Here is a 20,188-nt window from a genome sequence, read left to right as displayed (position 1 = left end):
AAGAAAGGAGTTTTTCATTTATGTTATTTGACACACATGCGCATTTAAATGCAGAACAATACAATACAGATCTAGAAGAGGTTATTGAGCGGGCGAAAGCTGAAAAAGTGGACCGGATTGTAGTCGTCGGTTTTGACCGGCCGACCATTACCCGGGCGATGGAAATGATTGAGGAATATGATTTTATATATGCTGCCATCGGCTGGCACCCAGTTGACGCCATTGACATGACAGAGGAAGATTTGGCTTGGATTAAAGAGCTGTCTGCTCATGAAAAAGTGGTAGCGATAGGTGAAATGGGTCTCGATTATCATTGGGATAAATCTCCTAAAGATGTTCAAAAAGAAGTATTTAGAAAACAAATTGCCCTCGCAAAAGAGGTCAATCTCCCTATTATTATCCACAACCGTGATGCAACAGAGGATGTCGTTACCATTTTGAAAGAGGAAGGCGCAGACGAAGTCGGCGGCATCATGCATTGCTTTACAGGCAGTATTGAAGTGGCAAGAGAATGTATGAAGATGAATTTTTATTTGTCATTTGGCGGTCCTGTCACCTTCAAAAATGCGAAGAAACCAAAGGAAGTTGTAAAGGAAATTCCGAATGATAGGCTGCTGATTGAAACTGACTGTCCGTTTCTTACCCCAACTCCTTTTCGAGGGAAAAGAAATGAGCCAAGCTATGTGAAATATGTGGCAGAACAGATTGCTGAATTAAGAGGAACAACCTTTGAAGAAATTGCATCAATTACGACTGAAAATGCAAAAAGACTTTTCCGTATAAACTGACAAAAAACGCTAGCGGGTTTTGTAAGAGCTTGTCCGTTCCGGTGTTTTTCCATAAATGTTCTACATGCTTTCTTCTCCTCATAGGATAGGTTTGTCGACAAGTCTTTCTTCCGTTTCTCGGTGTGTTTCAGGATAATGAAGAAGACACTGAGCTTTTAGGAGAAGGAGAAGGGAGGGTTGACAGCCTTTTAGATACTCTATATAATCTCTCCGAGGAGAAGGAGGCGTTTTTCATCACACAAAAAATGAAAAAGCTGTTTTCCGTAAAGCTTAGCAAAAGCAAAGTCATTCTGGTTGCTGCTTGTTTGCTGCTGGCGGGAGGCGGGACTGCGTACGCAGCTCATGAGCTGACGAAACAATCAGTCTCAGTTTCTATCAACGGCAAAAAGAAAAATATACGCACACATGCAAAAACAGTCGGTGATCTTTTAGAAGCACTTGATATAAAGACAAGAGATGAAGACAAGATCACACCTGCTAAACAGACACAGATAACAGCAGATATGAATGTTGTGTATGAGGCTGCAAAACCTGTGAAGCTTACTTTAAACGGGAAAGAGAAGACATTATGGTCAACAGCAAAAACGGTCGGTGCATTACTGGACGAACAAGATGTTGATGTAAAAGAACACGATCAGATTGATCCCGCAATAGATACAGAAGTTTCGAAAGACATGAAAATTAACATAGAACCTGCGTTCCAAGTCACTGTGAATGATGCAGGAAAAGAAAAGAAGATCTGGACGACTTCGACTACGGTCGCTGACTTTTTAAAACAGCAAAAGATGAACATAAAAGACGAAGATAAAATCAAGCCTGCGTTAGACGAAAAGCTAACGATAGGAAAGGCTGATATTACAATAACTCGTATCGAAAAGGTCACCGATGTAGTTGAAGAGAAAATAGCGTTTGATGTGAAAAAACAAGAAGACGCTTCTCTTGAAAAAGGGCAAGAAAAGGTCGTCCAAAAAGGAAAAGAAGGCAAGCTCAAAAAACATTATGAAGTCGTAAAGGAAAACGGCGAAGAAGTTTCCAGAGAGCTTGTAAAAGAAGAAACAGCCGAGCAAAGCAAAGATAAAGTGGTTGCGATCGGCACAAAGCAAAGCAGTCCAAAGATTGAAAAGGTCAGTGCTTCCGGCGATTCAAAACCAGTTGTGTCTCGGAGCAATGAATCAACAGGTAAAGTCATGACAGTATCATCTACAGCTTATACGGCAAGCTGCAGCGGATGTTCAGGACATACGGCTACAGGCGTTAACCTGAAAAATAATCCTAATGCAAAAGTCATCGCAGTAGATCCCAATGTCATTCCACTAGGCTCAAAAGTCCACGTTGAAGGATATGGGTACGCCGTTGCTGCTGATACGGGCTCAGCGATTAAAGGGAATAAAATAGACGTCTTTTTCCCTGAGAAATCATCGGCTTACCGATGGGGAAATAAAACAGTCAAAATTAAAATCTTGAATTAATATATACTTATCTATACAGAGGGTTTTGCGCCCTCTGTTTTTTTCGTTATAATAGACGAAGTGTATTTTCTGCTTATTAGACGCTCGACATATGAAAAAGTTTCATCAATATACAAAAGTTTTTATTTTTGTCTTGGAGGAAATAATGAAAATTAAAGAGATTATTGTGGTCGAGGGGCGTGACGATACGGCCCGCATCAAATTGGCTGTTGATGCAGACACAATTGAAACAAATGGTTCAGCCATCGGTGATCATGTGATTGAACAAATCCGTTTGGCTCAGGAAACCAGAGGCGTTATCATCTTAACGGACCCGGATTTCCCGGGAGAAAAAATACGCAAAACCATTTCCGAGGCTGTACCCGGCTGTAAGCATGCATTTTTGCCAAAGCACCTTGCGAAACCTAAAAACAAACGGGGAATTGGCGTAGAACACGCATCAATTGAAAGCATCAGGGCATGTTTAGAAAACGTGCATGAAGAAATGGAAGCTCAGCCGAGTGAAATTTCTGCTGAAGACCTAATTCACGCCGGGCTGATTGGCGGATCTGAAGCAAAACGCCGCCGTGAACGTCTTGGTGATCTGCTGAAAATCGGATATACAAATGGCAAACAGCTTCAAAAACGGCTGCAAATGTTTCAAATTAAAAAAAGTGATTTTATGAGTGCGCTCGATACCGTCATGCGGGAGGAACAGGATGAATAAAGATATTGCGACACCGATAAGAACGAAAGAGATACTAAAAAAATACGGTTTTTCTTTTAAAAAGAGTTTGGGGCAGAATTTCTTAATTGATACGAACATTTTAGACAGAATAGTCGACCACGCCGAAGTGACGGAGAAAACCGGTGTCATTGAAATCGGCCCGGGGATCGGGGCTTTGACTGAACAGCTTGCCAAGCGGGCGAAAAAGGTCGTGGCATTTGAAATTGATCAGCGTTTATTGCCGATCCTTAAAGACACGCTCTCCCCTTATGACAATGTCACTGTCATTCATCAAGACGTACTTAAGGCAGACGTGAAATCGGTCATTGAAGAGCAATTTAAAGACTGTGATGAGGTAATGGTTGTAGCCAACCTTCCTTATTATGTGACAACGCCGATTATCATGAAGCTGCTTGAAGAAAACCTCCCGCTGAAAGGGATTGTCGTTATGCTGCAAAAGGAAGTGGCTGAACGTATGGCAGCGGATCCTTCATCTAAGGAGTACGGTTCACTTTCTATTGCTGTGCAATTTTATACAGAAGCCAAAACGGTGATGATCGTTCCGAAAACGGTATTTGTTCCTCAGCCTAATGTAGATTCAGCAGTCATTCGGCTGATTCGTCGCGACGGCCCGGCAGTGGATGTAGAAAACGAAGCCTTTTTCTTTCAGTTAATTAAGGCGAGCTTTGCTCAGCGACGCAAAACGTTGCTTAATAACTTAGTGAACAATCTGCCTGATGGTAAAGCAAAAAAACCAACGATTGAGCAAGTGCTTGAAGAAACGAATATTGACGGCAAGCGCCGAGGTGAATCCTTGTCTATTGAGGAATTCGCTGCGCTGTCTAACGGATTGTACAAAGCCCTTTTCTAAAAGGGCTTTTTGTTTTCGCACCACATGGACTGCCGCTACATAGGCTAGAGAAGGACCTTAAATTCAATAATAAGAAAAACTTGCACTCAGCGAAAAAAGGCGCTTTTCTCAAGGCTCTTTCTTTCATGATGAGGCTTAGTCTATGTGTGGAGTGAGGAACGTGCAATTTAAAATAGGGGATATGGTAGCCAGAAAATCCTATCAAATGGATGTTTTGTTTCGCATATTAGCGATAGAACAAACAAGTACAGGGAATTCAATCGCCATTTTGCATGGTGACGAAGTCAGGCTGATTGCTGATGCGGATTTTTCTGATTTGGTGGCTGTGCAAAAAGATGAGCAGCTGATGCGAAAAAAGAAAGATGAGAGCAGAATGAATGAATCACTTGAGCTGCTCCGTCAGGATTATAAGCTGCTGAGAGAGAAACAGGAGTACTATGCAACAAGCCAGTACCAGCATCAGGAGCATTATTTTCATATGCCGGGCAAGGTGCTTCATATGGACGGTGATGAGGCGTATTTGAAAAAATGCCTGAGTGTCTATAAAAAGATCGGTGTGCCGGTTTACGGCATCCATTGCCACGAAAAGAAAATGTCTGCTTCTATAGAAGAATTGCTCGACAAATATCGACCTGACATCCTGGTGATTACCGGCCATGATGCATACTCCAAGCAAAAGGGCGGCATTGATGATTTGAGCGCATACAGACATTCGAAACACTTTGTCGAAACAGTTCAGAATGCCCGAAAAAAAATCCCTCACTTAGATCAGCTTGTTATTTTTGCGGGGGCTTGCCAATCCCATTTTGAATCACTTATAAGAGCGGGAGCCAATTTCGCCAGTTCTCCTTCAAGAGTAAACATTCATGCTCTTGATCCTGTATATATCGTGGCGAAAATCAGCTTTACGCCTTTTATGGAAAGAGTCAACGTATGGGAAGTGCTCCGGAATACACTGACAAGAGAGAAAGGGCTTGGAGGCATTGAAACAAGAGGAGTATTGAGGGTCGGAATGCCTTATAAGTCCAATTAGCCCCGGATAGATGATTTATTCGGGGTTTTTATTTTACATAATGATACATAATTTACCGAAACTTGCGGAAAATATTTGAGGAATCATAGAATTTTGTCAAAATAATTTTGTTGACAACGTCTTATTAACGTTGATATAATTTAAATTTTATTTGACAAAAATAGGCTCGTGTTGTACAATAAATGTAGTGAGGTGGATGCAATGGCGAAGACGTTGTCCGATATTAAAAGGTCGCTTGATGGGAATTTAGGTAGAAGGCTGACGTTAAAAGCAAACGGTGGCCGCCGAAAAACGATTGAGCGTTCGGGCATTTTAGCTGAGACGTACCCTGCTGTTTTTGTGATACAACTAGATCAAGACGAGAACTCGTTTGAAAGAGTTTCATACAGTTATGCTGATATTTTGACTGAGACTGTTGAACTGACATTTAATGATGACGCAGCAAGCTCAGTAGCATTTTAACGGGCAGTGAACTTTTTGTTTACTGCTTTTTGTTTTGTCTTTTTTTGATTTCCATTAATTCTCTCGATATTTTCACTGTCATTAAACAAAAGATAAAAACGGTCACATTTTATCGTGACGTGCACGAATCGTTATCATCTCTAAAAAAGGGGTTGTTTCGTTTGGGCAGACGTCGTGGAGTTATGTCAGATGAGTTTAAATATGAGCTGGCTAAGGACCTTGGTTTTTACGACACTGTAAAAAATGAAGGTTGGGGAGGCATTCGTGCCCGCGATGCCGGTAACATGGTAAAACGGGCAATTGAAATCGCCGAACAGCAGATGGCTCAGAATCAGAATAACCGATAAGGAATGTGACCCGGGGGACGTATGGTTCCCCGGTTTTTGATTTTGGTTGTAAATACATAATAGCTCCAATATGGATATGTTCATCCCGCACTTCAAATGTGATACAATGTTCATACTTATGTTTAGATGGAGAAGTAGGTGAAAGCTATGCGTATTTTAGAAAAAGCGCCAGCCAAGATCAATCTGTCACTCGACGTTACCCGAAAACGCCCGGATGGTTATCATGAAGTCGAAATGATTATGACGACAATTGATTTAGCGGATCGGATTGAATTGACGGAGCTGGCAGAAGATGTAGTAAGGGTTTCATCCCACAACCGCTTTGTGCCCGATGATCAGAGAAACTTAGCTTATCAGGCTGCCAAGCTCGTCAAAGACAGATACAACGTGAAAAAGGGAGTTTCCATCATGATCACGAAGGTGATTCCCGTGGCTGCCGGCCTTGCTGGCGGAAGCAGTGATGCGGCCGCAACGCTCAGAGGACTGAACAGACTGTGGAATTTAAATCTTTCTGCAGAAACGCTGGCGGAGCTGGGAGCGGAAATTGGCTCAGACGTCTCGTTTTGCGTCTATGGCGGAACTGCGCTTGCCACCGGACGCGGTGAAAAGATCAAACACATCAGCCCGCCTCCGCATTGCTGGGTCATTTTGGCGAAGCCAACAATCGGAGTTTCTACGGCCGAGGTCTACAGACAGCTGAAGCTTGATGAGGTGGAACACCCGGATGTAAACGGTATGATTGACGCGATTGAGGAAAAGAGCTTTCAAAACATGTGCAGCCGTTTGGGGAATGTGCTTGAGTCTGTAACGCTTGATATGCATCCAGAAGTCGCGATGATTAAAAACCAGATGAAACGCTTTGGCGCAGATGCCGTGTTAATGAGCGGAAGCGGTCCGACTGTGTTTGGACTGGTTCAATATGAGTCTAAGGTACAGAGGATTTATAACGGGTTAAGAGGCTTCTGCGATCAGGTATATGCGGTGAGAATGATCGGCGAACAGAACGCTCTTGATTAAATCCGTATGTTAAGTTATATTGTTCTTAAAATATTCGGATTTTGGGGGTAAGTTCATGAAGTTTCGTCGCAGCGGCAGATTGGTGGACTTAACAAATTATTTGTTAACCCATCCGCACGAGTTAATACCGTTAACCTTTTTTTCTGAGCGGTATGAATCTGCAAAATCATCGATCAGTGAAGATTTAACAATTATAAAGCAAACCTTTGAGCAGCAAGGGATCGGTACTTTGCTTACTGTTCCCGGTGCTGCCGGAGGTGTCAAATATATTCCGAAAATGAAGCAGGCTGAAGCTGAAGAATTCGTTCAGACACTTGGACAGTCATTGGCAAATCCTGAGCGTATCCTTCCGGGCGGTTATGTGTATTTAACGGATATCTTAGGAAAGCCATCTGTTCTCTCCAAGGTTGGAAAGCTGTTTGCTTCTGTATTTGCAGACCGCAAAATTGACGTTGTCATGACCGTTGCCACGAAAGGCATCCCTCTCGCGTATGCAGCTGCGAGTTATCTGAATGTGCCTGTCGTCATTGTGCGCAAGGATAACAAGGTAACTGAGGGCTCCACGGTCAGCATTAATTACGTGTCAGGCTCCTCAAACCGCATTCAAACGATGTCACTTGCAAAAAGAAGCATGAAAACGGGTTCAAACGTACTCATTATTGATGACTTTATGAAAGCAGGCGGCACAATTAATGGTATGATTAACCTGTTGGATGAGTTTAATGCGAATGTAGCGGGGATCGGCGTCTTGGTCGAAGCCGAAGGAGTAAATGAACGTCTTGTTGATGAATATATGTCACTTCTAACTCTTTCAACGATCAACATGAAAGATAAGTCCATTGAAATCCAGAATGGCAATTTTCTGCGTTTTTTTAAAGACAATCTTTTGAAGAATGGAGAGACAGAATCATGACAAAAGCAGTCCACACAAAACATGCCCCAGCGGCAATTGGACCTTACTCACAAGGGATCATCGTCAATAATATGTTTTACAGCTCAGGCCAAATTCCTTTGACGCCTTCAGGTGAAATGGTGAACGGTGATATTAAGGAGCAGACGCATCAAGTATTCAGCAACTTAAAAGCGGTGTTGGAAGAAGCAGGTGCTTCTTTTGAAACAGTCGTAAAGGCAACTGTATTTATCGCGGACATGGAACAGTTTGCGGAAGTAAACGAAGTGTACGGACAATATTTTGACACGCACAAACCGGCGAGATCTTGCGTTGAAGTTGCGAGACTTCCAAAGGATGCATTAGTCGAAATTGAAGTTATTGCGTTAGTAAAATAATAAGAAAAGTGATTCTGGGTAAGCTCGGAATCACTTTTTTATTTACCTTATGCCTGAAATAAAAGCGTTATGACCTAATTGTGTATTTATATCCTATTTTTTCAAAAAATATTTTAAAAAACAGCAGGAATTCAGAGAAAATCGTGGAATTGATACACTAATGCTTTTATATAGGGAAAAGGTGGTGAACTACTGTGGAAGTTACTGACGTAAGATTACGCCGCGTGAATACCGATGGTCGCATGAGAGCGATTGCATCCATCACGCTGGATCACGAATTTGTCGTACATGATATTCGTGTGATTGATGGAAACAATGGTCTTTTCGTTGCGATGCCGAGTAAACGCACCCCTGATGGAGAGTTCCGCGATATTGCTCATCCTATTAATTCAAGCACGCGTGGAAAGATTCAAGATGCCGTGTTAAATGAGTATCATCGTCTGGGTGACACTGAAGCATTAGAATTCGAAGAAGCTGGAGCTTCTTAAAAAATAACCAAAAAGCAAGGACTGCTGATGGGGCTGAGACAAGCCTTTTTCCGGCAGTCCTTTTTTAATTCTGATTTTTCAAACTAAAATGCACCAATAGAAAATTCTTGCACTTCATGAAGTCTCCTTGAAATCAACTGATATTTAGGATATATTTTTCTATGGATAAAAGGGATATTGGAGGCCATTAAATGGATAAGCGGTTTGCAGTTGTTTTAGCGGCTGGACAAGGAACGAGAATGAAATCAAAGCTTTACAAAGTCCTTCATCCAGTTTGTGGTAAGCCTATGGTAGAGCACGTCGTAGACGAAGCTTTAAAGCTCTCTTTAACGAAGCTTGTCACGATTGTCGGACATGGTGCGGAAGAAGTGAAAAAGCAGCTTGGGGATAAAAGCGAGTATGCGCTTCAAGCAGAACAGCTTGGCACTGCTCATGCTGTAAAACAGGCACAGCCATTTCTTGCTGACGAAAAAGGTGTAACGATTGTCATTTGCGGAGATACGCCGCTTTTAACAGCGGAGACAATGGAAGCGATGCTGAAAGAACATACACAAAAAGAAGCAAAAGCTACAATCTTGACTGCTGTTGCAGAAGATCCGACTGGATACGGCCGAATCATTCGCGGTGAGAGCGGAGCGGTTCAAAAAATCGTGGAGCACAAGGACGCTTCAGAAGAAGAACGTCTTGTGACTGAAATTAATACTGGAACGTATTGTTTTGATAATGAAGCTCTATTCCGGGCCATTGACCTTGTATCGAACGATAATGTTCAAGGCGAGTATTATTTACCGGATGTGATAGAGATCCTCAAAAATGAAGGCGAAACTGTTGCCGCTTACCAGACTGGTAACTTCCAAGAAACGCTCGGAGTTAATGATAGAGTTGCTCTTTCTCAGGCTGAATTGTTTATGAAAGAGCGGATTAATAAACGGCATATGCAAAATGGTGTTACGCTGATTGACCCGATGAATACGTATATTTCTCCTGAAGCTGTCATCGGAAGCGATACTGTGATTTATCCTGGAACTGTGATTAAAGGTGAGGTGCAAATCGGAGAAGATACGATTATCGGCCCTCATACTGAGATTATGAATAGTTCAATTGGAAGCCGTACTGTGATTAAACAATCGGTAGTCAACAACAGTAAAGTGGGGAATGATGTAAACATAGGACCTTTTGCTCACATCAGACCTGATTCTGTCATCGGGAATGAAGTGAAGATCGGGAATTTTGTTGAAATCAAAAAGACGCAATTCGGAGACCGAAGCAAGGCTTCTCATTTAAGCTATGTCGGGGATGCCGAAGTAGGCACAGACGTCAATTTGGGCTGCGGTTCAATTACTGTTAATTATGATGGAAAGAATAAATATTTAACGAAAATTGAAGACGGCGCATTTATCGGCTGCAACTCCAATTTGGTTGCCCCAGTCACAGTCGGAGAAGGCGCTTATGTAGCGGCAGGCTCAACTGTTACGGAAGATGTACCTGGAAAAGCACTTGCTATCGCCAGAGCGAGACAAGTAAATAAAGACGATTATGTGAAAAAAATTCATAAAAAATAATCCTAAATTCGGAGGTTTATCCATGTCTAATCAATACGGAGATAAGAATTTAAAGATTTTTTCTTTGAATTCTAATCCAGAGCTTGCAAAAGAAATCGCAGATATAGTTGGAGTTCAATTAGGGAAGTGTTCTGTCACAAGATTTAGTGACGGGGAAGTCCAAATTAATATCGAAGAAAGTATTCGCGGATGTGACTGTTACATCATCCAGTCTACAAGTGACCCCGTTAACGAGCATATTATGGAACTGTTGATTATGGTAGATGCGTTGAAACGCGCTTCAGCAAAGACCATTAACATTGTGATTCCTTATTACGGTTATGCGCGTCAAGACAGAAAAGCTAGATCCCGTGAGCCAATCACAGCAAAACTTTTCGCAAACCTGCTTGAGACTGCCGGTGCGACTCGTGTCATCGCGCTTGATCTGCATGCACCGCAAATTCAAGGATTCTTTGATATACCGATTGACCACTTAATGGGTGTTCCGATTTTAGGAGAATATTTTGAAGGCAAAAACCTTGAAGATATCGTCATTGTTTCACCAGACCACGGCGGTGTGACACGCGCCCGCAAGCTGGCTGACAGACTAAAAGCGCCGATTGCGATCATTGATAAGCGTCGTCCGAGACCGAATGTGGCAGAAGTCATGAATATTGTAGGTAATATCGAAGGAAAGATCGCTATTCTTATCGATGATATCATTGATACTGCCGGCACCATTACACTTGCAGCTAATGCGCTTGTTGAAAACGGAGCAAAAGAAGTATATGCATGCTGTACACATCCGGTACTATCAGGACCTGCTGTAGAACGAATTAATAACTCAACAATTAAAGAGCTTGTTGTGACAAACAGCATCAAGCTCCCTGAAGAAAAGAAAATTGAACGGTTTAAGCAGCTTTCAGTCGGACCGCTTCTGGCTGAAGCGATTATTCGCGTTCATGAGCAGCAATCTGTCAGCTACCTGTTCAGCTAAACCGATGTTCTGAAAGGTTTAAACCTTTATCGTTTTGGGTATTGTTTCTAATAAGACAATAAAACGATAATAGGATGGTGCTGAATATGGCAACGTTAACGGCAAAAGAAAGAACAGGTTTCACCCGTTCGTCTCTTCGGGATATCCGTACTTCAGGACATGTTCCAGGTATCATATATGGAAAAGATACGGCAAACAAACCGGTATCTTTAGACAGTGTGGAACTTATTAAAACACTGAGGGATGAAGGTAAGAATACAGTCCTTACTCTTGACGTCAACGGAGAGAAGCACGCTGTCATGGTAACAGAGCTGCAAACGGACCCGCTGAAAAATGAGGTCACTCATGCTGACTTCCAAGTCGTTAATATGAGTGAGGAAATTGAAGTGGAAGTGCCGATTCATCTGACTGGAGAAGCAATTGGAGTGAAAAATGGAGGCGTATTGCAGCAGCCGCTTTACACTCTTACTGTGAAGTCTAAGCCAAAAGCAATTCCGCAATCAATCGAGGCAGACATTTCTGGTCTTGATGTAAATGATGTACTCACGATTGAGGACTTGCCTGCTGGCGGTGACTACTCCTTTAATCACGAATCAGATGAGGTTGTGGCTTCCATTCTTCCTCCACAGCAGCAGGATGCTGCAGAAACAGACGCTGAGGAAACAGCTGATGCTCAGCCTGAAGGTGAAAACAAAGATCAATAATAGCTTAAGGCGTAACCCTCCCGCGGTTACGTCTTTTGTGCTAGAATGAGAAGAATTATAGCCCGTATTAGAGCGGGAGCTTATGTGACTAAGGGAGGATTTTCCATGCTTGTAATTGCCGGCCTCGGAAACCCGGGAAAGAACTATGAAAATACACGGCATAATGTCGGATTTATGGCAATAGACCAGCTTTCGAAGGAATGGAATATTGAGCTGAACCAGAGCAAATTTAACGGATTATATGGAACCGGATTTGTTTCCGGCAAAAAGGTTCTACTTGTTAAACCGCTTACATATATGAATTTATCAGGAGAATGTTTGCGGCCTTTAATGGATTATTATGATGTAGACAATGAAGATTTAAAAGTTATTTACGATGACCTTGATTTGCCGACTGGCAAGATCCGTCTAAGAACGAAAGGCAGTGCGGGCGGACATAATGGCATCAAATCACTGATCCAGCATCTCGGTACGCCTGAGTTTGATCGCATCCGCATCGGAATCGGGCGGCCTGTGAACGGGATGAAGGTGGTTGATTATGTTTTAGGCGCTTTTTCAAAGGATGAAACACCAGCAATTGAAGAAGCCATTGAAAGGTCCGTTAAGGCTTGTGAGGCTTCTCTCAGCAAACCGTTTTTAGAGGTTATGAACGAATTCAACGCGAAGGTATAAAATACATAATCAGAGTCCATACTACACCAAAATGACTTTTTCATCAGGAGGGTCCCTTGTATGGCTTTGCATTATTATTGTCGTCATTGTGGAGTAAAAGTTGGAAGTCTGGAATCTTCCATGGTATCGACAAATTCACTTGGATTTCAGCACTTAACAAACGAGGAAAGAAACGATATGATTTCATATAAAGACAATGGAGATGTCCATGTTCATACAATATGTGAAGATTGCCAAGAGGCACTTGAACGAAATCCGCATTACCACGAACATCACACATTTATTCAATAAAAAGCTTTGGTGTAGACACTAGACCAAAGCGTTTTTCTGTTCTTACAGAAAACAGAGAGGAGGGGCCATATGGACAACATTCAAACCTTTATTAAAGAAAGCGATGACTTCAAATCCATCGTCAACGGTTTAAACGAGGGGCTGAAGGAGCAGCTGCTCGCGGGTCTTTCAGGTTCCGCGCGTTCTGTTTTTACTTCAGCTCTGGCTAATGAAACGAATAAGCCTATCTTTCTAATCACCCATAATTTATACCAAGCTCAAAAAGTAACGGATGATCTGACTTCACTTCTTGAGGATCGGTCTGTCCTTCTGTACCCCGTCAATGAACTCATATCATCAGAAATCGCGGTGGCTAGCCCTGAACTGCGGGCGCAGCGCTTAGATGTCATTAATAGATTAACAAACGGAGAAACGCCTATCGTTGTTGCTCCGGTGGCGGCTATCAGAAGAATGCTGCCGCCGGTAGAGGTGTGGAAAAACAGCCAAATGCTCATTCAGGTGGGTCATGATATCGAACCGGATCAGCTGGCATCCCGACTGGTAGAGGTGGGATACGAGCGGTCTGATATGGTTTCTGCACCCGGTGAATTCAGTATTCGCGGCGGAATTATCGACATTTATCCGCTGACCTCTGAGCATCCGGTCAGAATCGAATTATTCGACACCGAGGTTGATTCCATCCGCAGCTTTAACTCCGATGATCAGCGGTCCATTGAAACCTTGACCTCTATCCGTATCGGTCCGGCAAAGGAACTGATTATCAGAGCTGAAGAAAAAGCACGTGCAATAGAGAAGATGGATAAAGGCCTTGCCGATAGCTTGAAAAAATTAAAGCTCGACAAGCAAAAAGAAATCCTGCATATGAATATTTCTCATGATAAAGAGCGTTTATCTGAAGGCCAGACAGATCAAGAACTGGTGAAGTATCTCTCATATTTCTATGAAAAGCCCGCTAGTTTACTAGATTATACACCTGATAACACACTTCTGATTTTGGATGAGGTCAGCCGGATTCATGAGATGGAAGATCAGCTGCAGAAAGAAGAAGCGGAGTTTATAACAAACCTTCTCGAGGAAGGGAAGATTTTGCATGACATCAGTTTGTCATTCAGCTTCCAAAAAATAGTGGCTGAGCAAAAACGGCCTCTGTTGTACTATTCTTTGTTTCTGCGGCACGTACAGCATACGAGTCCGCAAAATATCGTCAATGTGTCAAGCAGACAAATGCAGAGTTTTCATGGCCAAATGAACGTACTTTCGGGTGAAATGGAGCGCTTTAAAAAATCAAATTTCACCGTTGTATTCTTAGGAGCAAACAAGGAACGTACACAAAAATTATCATCTGTTCTGGCTGATTATGAAATCGAAGCTGCCGTGACGGACAGCAAAAAAGCGCTTGTTCAGGGACAGGTTTATATCATGGAGGGCGAGCTTCAATCAGGATTTGAGCTGCCGTTAATGAAGCTTGCTGTCATTACTGAAGAGGAATTATTCAAAAACCGCGTGAAAAAGAAGCCTCGAAAACAGAAGCTTACGAATGCAGAGCGCATCAAAAGCTATTCTGAGCTTCAAATCGGTGATTATGTCGTTCATATTAATCACGGGATCGGAAAGTATTTAGGGATCGAAACCCTTGAGATCAATGGAATTCACAAAGACTATTTAAACATTCACTATCAAGGAAGCGACAAGCTTTATGTGCCGGTTGAACAAATTGACCAGGTACAGAAGTATGTCGGCTCTGAAGGAAAAGAACCGAAGCTGTATAAGTTAGGCGGCAGCGAATGGAAGCGGGTTAAGAAAAAAGTAGAAACATCGGTTCAAGACATCGCTGATGATTTAATTAAACTGTATGCCGAAAGGGAAGCGAGCAAGGGCTACGCGTTTTCTCCTGATCATGAAATGCAGCGTGAATTTGAGTCGGCGTTCCCTTATCAAGAGACGGAGGATCAGCTCCGCTCTATTCACGAAATCAAAAAAGACATGGAAAGAGAGCGGCCGATGGATCGCCTGCTTTGCGGAGACGTAGGTTACGGTAAAACAGAGGTTGCCATCCGTGCGGCGTTTAAGGCAATTGCTGATGGAAAACAGGTCGCACTGCTTGTCCCAACAACCATTTTGGCTCAGCAGCACTATGAGACCATTACAGAGCGCTTTCAGGACTACCCGATGAATATCGGTCTGCTTAGCCGATTTAGAACAAGAAAAGAAGCAAACGAAACGATCAAAGGATTGAAAAACGGAACGGTTGATATCGTCATCGGGACGCACCGATTGTTATCAAAAGATGTTGTTTATAAAGACTTAGGGCTGCTCATCATTGATGAGGAGCAACGTTTTGGTGTCACCCATAAAGAAAAGATCAAACAGATTAAAGCCAATGTGGATGTATTAACATTAACAGCAACGCCGATTCCCCGTACGCTGCATATGTCTATGCTTGGCGTAAGGGATCTCTCGGTGATCGAGACTCCGCCGGAAAACCGCTTCCCTGTACAGACGTATGTTGTGGAATACAATGGTGCCCTTGTCAGAGAGGCAATTGAGCGCGAACTTGCACGCGGAGGCCAAGTCTATTTCTTATACAACAGGGTAGAGGATATCGAACGGAAAGCAGATGAGATTTCAATGCTTGTCCCTGACGCGAAGGTTGCGTATGCACACGGAAAAATGACAGAAAATGAATTAGAAGGTGTCATGCTGAGTTTCCTGGAAGGGGAATCAGACGTTCTCGTCAGCACAACAATTATTGAAACGGGTGTAGATATTCCAAACGTGAATACGCTGATCGTATTTGACGCCGACAAGATGGGTCTTTCTCAGCTTTATCAGCTGCGAGGACGTGTCGGCCGTTCTAACCGTGTAGCGTATGCGTATTTCACGTATCGCAGGGATAAAGTGCTTACTGAAGTAGCTGAAAAAAGGCTGCAGGCGATTAAAGAATTTACAGAGCTGGGATCTGGTTTTAAAATCGCCATGCGCGACTTAACGATTCGCGGAGCCGGAAACCTTCTTGGTGCTCAGCAGCACGGCTTTATTGATTCGGTCGGATTTGACCTCTACTCGCAAATGCTGAAGGAGGCCATTGAAGAGCGAAAAGGCGATACAGCGAAAACGGAGCAATTTGAAACAGAAATTGATCTTGAGCTTGATGCGTACATTCCTGAAACCTACATTCAAGACGGCAAACAGAAAATTGATATGTATAAACGCTTCAGATCTGTGGCTGCAATTGACGAAAAAAATGAACTTCAAGATGAGATGATTGACAGGTTTGGGAATTATCCAAAAGAAGTTGAATACTTGTTTACCGTAGCTGAAATGAAAGTCTATGCGAGAAATGAACGGGTCGAATTGATTAAGCAAGATAAAGATGCAGTCAGGATGACCATTTCTGAAGAGGCTAGTGCAGATATTGACGGCCAGAAACTGTTTGAGCTTGGCAACAAATACGGCAGACAAATCGGACTGGGAATGGAAGGGAAAAAGCTCAAAATTTCCATTCAAACGAAAGGCAAGAGTACGGATGAATGGCTCGAAACCGTGCTGGGCATGCTGAAGGGCCTTAAAGATGTGAAAAAACAAACCATTTCATCAACGTAAATTTTTGTTACTCTCTGGTGTATATTACATTTGATGTGACGGATACTAATTTCAAGCGAGGCGGAAGGTACATAAAGTAACTGCTTTAGGTCTTTCCCACATTGTATATACCATCAAATGAAAGAGAGGCACCAGAGATGAAAGCAACCGGTATCGTACGTCGTATTGATGACTTAGGACGGGTCGTGATTCCTAAAGAAATTCGCAGAACGCTGAGGATCAGGGAAGGGGATCCGCTTGAGATTTTTGTAGATCGTGACGGAGAAGTTATTTTGAAAAAATACTCTCCGATAAGTGAGCTTGGAGACTTTGCAAAGGAGTATGCAGACGCGCTTTATGACAGTCTTGGCCATTCAGTGCTTATCTGTGACAGAGATGTCTACATTGCCGTCTCCGGAAGTTCCAAAAAAGACTACTTAAACAAGCCGATCAGCGAAATGCTGGAAAGAACAATGGATCAGAGAAGTTCTGTGCTTGAGAGTGATACAAAATCCGTGCAGCTTGTAAATGGCATAGATGAAGATATGAGTTCGTATACTGTCGGCCCGATTGTCGCGAATGGCGACCCGATAGGTGCTGTCGTGATTTTTTCAAAGGATCAGACGATGGGCGAAGTTGAGCATAAAGCCGTTGAAACAGCAGCTGGGTTTTTGGCTCGTCAAATGGAACAGTAGGTCTTATACAATTATCAAAATAGGTATGGAAAGAACAGCTCTCCTTGGGATGCTGTTCTTTTTTGTGCAGGCCGAAAAAGGATTCCAAGGGTTGGGATATGGTATAATAACCACGTTTTTATGTGTACCAAGGCCATTGCAAACTTTGCATTGCCCCTGACGTTGGGAAGGAGTTTTTGGATGGATGATTCAATACGCGTCAAACGGCATTGGATGTGGCAGGGGGCTTTTGTTTTAATTCTGGCAGGCGTTATTTCAAAAATATTGAGCGCCGTTTACAGAGTCCCGTTTCAAAACATTGTCGGCGATGTTGGATTTTATATATATCAGCAGGTATACCCTTTTCTTGGTATTGCTGTCATGCTTTCAACATCAGGATTTCCGGTGATTATTTCTAAACTGATGAATGATTATAGTGAAAAAAGCCATAACACCATAATGAAAATGTCAGCGCTGGTTTTATCGGTAATAGGCGGTCTTTTATTTCTGTGTTTATATATGGGGGCTGTTCCGATTGCCCTGTTTATGGGTGATTCTCATCTCGCCCAGTTAATTCAAGTAACTGCATATGCGTTTCTTCTGTTTCCATTTGTCGCGTTGCTCAGAGGCGTTTTTCAAGGGAGGCACGACATGCTCCCATCCGCTTTATCGCAAATCATGGAACAGTTTCTGCGGGTGGCGGTGCTCTTAGGGTTATCTTTTTGGCTCATCAAAGAAGGTGCCTCGCTTTATACTGCGGGAGCGGCAGCTGCTTCTGGTTCTCTTGCCGGAAGTTTGATTGCACTTATCATCCTCGTTTTCTTTTGGTTCAAAACGAAAAAGCCTGAAAAAGCGGAAATAGAAAAAGAAAATCACATTACAACATATCAATTAATTAAGAAACTGCTTTTATATTCAGTAACGATCTGTGTAAGCAGCCTGCTGCTTCTGTTTATCCAGCTTGTCGATGCACTGAATTTATATTCTTTGCTGTCTGGCGGTGAGGTAAGTGAAGAGGCAAAGCGGCTGAAAGGAATTTATGACCGGGGGCAGCCTCTGTTGCAGCTCGGTTCTGTTTTCGCAATGAGCATCGGGACCTCACTCGTACCGTTGATTTCAAAGGCGGTAAAGGAGAATCAGGTGCAGGTGATGAAACAAAAAGTGACGTCTTCCTTAAAGCTGTGTCTTGCGATAGGCGTTGGGGCGTCTGCTGGTCTCATCTGCATCCTTAAGCCGGTCAACATTATGCTGTTTCAAAATGGCGAAGGAACAGCTGCGTTGCAGATATTTAGCTGCTCCATTTTGTTTGCGTCTTTGGCGGTCACGGCTGCCGCTGTCTTACAGGGAGCGGGAAACACGGTGTTCCCTGCAATAGCAGTAGGCGCAGGTGTGGCTGTGAAATGGGTGTTAAATACCTTTTTGGTTCCGCACTATGGAATTGAAGGGGCGGCATTTGCAACAGCGGCTTCTTTTGCGGCTGTCGCAGGCCTCAATCTCTATCGCTTGCGGCAAAAAGAATGGATGGACAAGCTAAAGAGAACTATGCTTCCGATTATTGGATCAGCTATATTAATGTCAGCTGTCTTGCTTGCTTATTTACGCCTTTGGTCCTTTCTGTTTGATGCGGAAGGAAGAGGATATGCGGCAGTTGAAAGTGTTTCGGCTGTCGCCATTGGAGGCGCGGTGTTTATTTATTGTATGATGAAGTTGGGAATATTTACGAATGAAGAGCTTAACAGTGTGCCTTTTGGCAGTAAGTTAAGCAAACTCACCAGAAGGAGAGAACAAAATGGCAGGTAATATTACAGTCGTCGGGCTTGGCGCCGGAGACATGGACCAGTTGACAATTGGCATACATAAGCTGCTGACAAAGGCGGACACTCTGTTTGTCAGAACCAAAGACCATCCTTTAATTCAAGAGCTAGAAAGCGAAACGCAGAACATTCGCTATTTTGATGATATATATGAGAAACACGACCGGTTTGATGCGGTATACGAGGAAATTACTGATATTCTCTTTGAAGAAGCGAAGCATCAGGACGTTGTTTATGCTGTTCCGGGGCATCCATTTGTAGCAGAAAAAACAGTACAGCTGCTGACGGAGCGGCAGGAAGAAAAAAACATTCAGGTGAAAGTCGCGGGTGGACAAAGCTTTCTTGATGCCACTTTTAATGCCTTGCAAATTGATCCCATTGAAGGCTTTCAATTTGTGGATGCCGGCACATTGAGCGCGGATGAGCTTGAGCTCAGACATCACCTGATCATTTGTCAGGTATACGATCAAATGACTGCATCTGAAGTGAAGCTGACATTAATGGAGAAGCTGCCGGATGATTATGAAGTTGTGATTGTAACAGCAGCCGGAAGCCGTGATGAGGATATTCGGAGAGTGCCCTTATTTGAACTGGACCGCAATGTCGCCATGAATAACTTAACAAGTGTGTATATTCCGCCGATTAAAGAAGAGAAGCTGCTGTACCAGGAGTTCTCCGCGTTTCGGCGCATCATCAGAGAGCTTCGCGGGCCCAACGGCTGTCCGTGGGATAAAAAGCAGACTCATCAGTCATTAAAACAATACATGATTGAAGAGTGTTATGAACTTCTCGAAGCAATTGACGAAGAAGACACAGACCATATGATCGAAGAGCTTGGCGATGTTTTGCTTCAGGTCCTGCTTCACGCGCAAATTGGTGAAGATGATGGTTATTTCACAATAGATGATGTCATTAAAGGGATCAGTGAAAAAATGGTCCGAAGACATCCCCATGTGTTTAAAGATGTTAAGGTTCAGGATGAAAACGATGTTTTAGCAAATTGGGAAGATATTAAAAAAGCCGAAAAACATACATCTGATGGATCCTTGTTAGACACCGTTCCGAAAACCCTCCCCGCGCTTTCTAAAGCCGCTAAATTGCAGAAAAAAGCGGCAAAAGTCGGTTTTGACTGGGAAGATGTGAGTGATATGTGGGAAAAGGTGAATGAGGAGATAAAGGAATTTTCTTCGGAGGTTACTGAAGACCCTCATGAACACAATCTCAAGGCTGAATTTGGCGATGTTCTCTTCGCCTTGGTGAATGTAGCCCGCTTCTACAAGATAGAACCAGAGGAAGCATTGGCGATGACGAACGATAAATTCAGGAGACGTTTCTCTTATATTGAGCAAACAGCGAAGGAAAAGGGAATCGAGCTGGAAAATATGTCTCTTGAGGACATGGACAAACTGTGGAATGAAGCAAAAGAAACTGAGAGGGGATCATAA

At 43.1% G+C, this 20,188-nt stretch carries 20 protein-coding genes; all 20 read left to right on the top strand.

Going from position 1 to position 20,188, the window contains the following annotated elements:
- Positions 1-20: 20 nt before the first annotated feature.
- The 20 genes from V6D42_RS19960 (at position 21) to mazG (ending at position 20,188) form a co-directional block, all read left to right on the top strand.
- Positions 21-788 carry a TatD family hydrolase gene (locus V6D42_RS19960; protein WP_199398715.1) on the top strand — a complete coding sequence of 256 codons (768 nt, stop codon included), beginning with the start codon at positions 21-23 and terminating at the stop codon, positions 786-788.
- Between the two features lie 245 nt (positions 789-1,033).
- The gene (locus V6D42_RS19955) at positions 1,034-2,257 is read left to right on the top strand and encodes a ubiquitin-like domain-containing protein (protein WP_333514361.1); all 1,224 of its coding nucleotides are present in this window, start codon (positions 1,034-1,036) and stop codon (positions 2,255-2,257) included.
- 145 nt (positions 2,258-2,402) lie between these two features.
- Positions 2,403-2,963: a ribonuclease M5 gene (rnmV, locus tag V6D42_RS19950; RefSeq protein ID WP_229150217.1), complete on the top strand. Its 561-nt coding sequence runs from the start codon at positions 2,403-2,405 to the stop codon at positions 2,961-2,963.
- Positions 2,956-3,834, top strand: a complete 879-nt coding sequence (gene rsmA, locus V6D42_RS19945) for a 16S rRNA (adenine(1518)-N(6)/adenine(1519)-N(6))-dimethyltransferase RsmA (RefSeq protein WP_024123614.1) — start codon at positions 2,956-2,958, stop codon at positions 3,832-3,834. The genes rnmV and rsmA overlap by 8 nt, the downstream gene beginning before the upstream one ends.
- Positions 3,835-3,994: 160 nt before the next feature.
- Positions 3,995-4,867: a sporulation-specific protease PrtG gene (gene prtG / locus V6D42_RS19940; protein WP_333514351.1), complete on the top strand. Its 873-nt coding sequence runs from the start codon at positions 3,995-3,997 to the stop codon at positions 4,865-4,867.
- A gap of 201 nt (positions 4,868-5,068) precedes the next feature.
- Positions 5,069-5,329 carry a biofilm formation stimulator Veg gene (gene veg / locus V6D42_RS19935; RefSeq protein WP_010332696.1) on the top strand — a complete coding sequence of 87 codons (261 nt, stop codon included), beginning with the start codon at positions 5,069-5,071 and terminating at the stop codon, positions 5,327-5,329.
- A gap of 161 nt (positions 5,330-5,490) precedes the next feature.
- The gene (locus V6D42_RS19930; protein ID WP_010332697.1) at positions 5,491-5,676 is read left to right on the top strand and encodes a small, acid-soluble spore protein, alpha/beta type; all 186 of its coding nucleotides are present in this window, start codon (positions 5,491-5,493) and stop codon (positions 5,674-5,676) included.
- A gap of 147 nt (positions 5,677-5,823) precedes the next feature.
- On the top strand, positions 5,824-6,693 hold the full coding sequence (gene ispE, locus V6D42_RS19925; protein ID WP_268445226.1) for a 4-(cytidine 5'-diphospho)-2-C-methyl-D-erythritol kinase: 870 nt from the start codon (positions 5,824-5,826) through the stop codon (positions 6,691-6,693).
- A gap of 55 nt (positions 6,694-6,748) precedes the next feature.
- Complete coding sequence (gene purR / locus V6D42_RS19920) at positions 6,749-7,606, top strand: pur operon repressor (protein ID WP_333514350.1); 858 nt, start codon at positions 6,749-6,751, stop codon at positions 7,604-7,606.
- Entirely contained in the window at positions 7,603-7,980 is a 378-nt protein-coding gene (gene ridA, locus V6D42_RS19915; protein WP_003226738.1) for a 2-iminobutanoate/2-iminopropanoate deaminase, read from the top strand. Before purR ends, ridA begins: the two co-directional genes overlap by 4 nt.
- Positions 7,981-8,174: 194 nt before the next feature.
- Positions 8,175-8,468, top strand: coding sequence for a septation regulator SpoVG (gene spoVG, locus V6D42_RS19910; RefSeq protein WP_003218346.1), 294 nt, complete (start codon positions 8,175-8,177; stop codon positions 8,466-8,468).
- Positions 8,469-8,659: 191 nt separating this feature from the next.
- The gene (gene glmU / locus V6D42_RS19905) at positions 8,660-10,030 is read left to right on the top strand and encodes a bifunctional UDP-N-acetylglucosamine diphosphorylase/glucosamine-1-phosphate N-acetyltransferase GlmU (protein WP_229150220.1); all 1,371 of its coding nucleotides are present in this window, start codon (positions 8,660-8,662) and stop codon (positions 10,028-10,030) included.
- A gap of 22 nt (positions 10,031-10,052) precedes the next feature.
- Positions 10,053-11,006, top strand: coding sequence for a ribose-phosphate diphosphokinase (locus V6D42_RS19900; RefSeq protein ID WP_010332701.1), 954 nt, complete (start codon positions 10,053-10,055; stop codon positions 11,004-11,006).
- 86 nt (positions 11,007-11,092) lie between these two features.
- The gene (locus V6D42_RS19895) at positions 11,093-11,710 is read left to right on the top strand and encodes a 50S ribosomal protein L25/general stress protein Ctc (protein ID WP_333514349.1); all 618 of its coding nucleotides are present in this window, start codon (positions 11,093-11,095) and stop codon (positions 11,708-11,710) included.
- A 105-nt stretch (positions 11,711-11,815) separates the two neighbouring features.
- Positions 11,816-12,382, top strand: a complete 567-nt coding sequence (gene pth, locus V6D42_RS19890) for an aminoacyl-tRNA hydrolase (protein WP_229150221.1) — start codon at positions 11,816-11,818, stop codon at positions 12,380-12,382.
- Between the two features lie 60 nt (positions 12,383-12,442).
- Positions 12,443-12,673 (top strand): anti-sigma-F factor Fin family protein, encoded by a 231-nt coding sequence (locus V6D42_RS19885; protein WP_333514348.1) that lies wholly within the window; start codon positions 12,443-12,445, stop codon positions 12,671-12,673.
- Between the two features lie 69 nt (positions 12,674-12,742).
- Positions 12,743-16,276, top strand: a complete 3,534-nt coding sequence (gene mfd / locus V6D42_RS19880) for a transcription-repair coupling factor (RefSeq protein WP_333514347.1) — start codon at positions 12,743-12,745, stop codon at positions 16,274-16,276.
- A 137-nt stretch (positions 16,277-16,413) separates the two neighbouring features.
- Complete coding sequence (gene spoVT / locus V6D42_RS19875; protein ID WP_010332706.1) at positions 16,414-16,950, top strand: stage V sporulation protein T; 537 nt, start codon at positions 16,414-16,416, stop codon at positions 16,948-16,950.
- Positions 16,951-17,130: 180 nt separating this feature from the next.
- Complete coding sequence (locus V6D42_RS19870; RefSeq protein ID WP_333514346.1) at positions 17,131-18,729, top strand: putative polysaccharide biosynthesis protein; 1,599 nt, start codon at positions 17,131-17,133, stop codon at positions 18,727-18,729.
- Positions 18,719-20,188 carry a nucleoside triphosphate pyrophosphohydrolase gene (gene mazG / locus V6D42_RS19865; RefSeq protein WP_333514345.1) on the top strand — a complete coding sequence of 490 codons (1,470 nt, stop codon included), beginning with the start codon at positions 18,719-18,721 and terminating at the stop codon, positions 20,186-20,188. The genes V6D42_RS19870 and mazG overlap by 11 nt, the downstream gene beginning before the upstream one ends.

Source organism: Bacillus sp. 0909A (genome assembly GCF_036765115.1).
Classification (GTDB): Bacteria; Bacillota; Bacilli; order Bacillales; family Bacillaceae; genus Bacillus; species Bacillus mojavensis.
The sequence above is the reverse complement of the archived record's forward strand: the minus strand, read 5'-3'. Positions and strand labels throughout refer to the sequence as shown.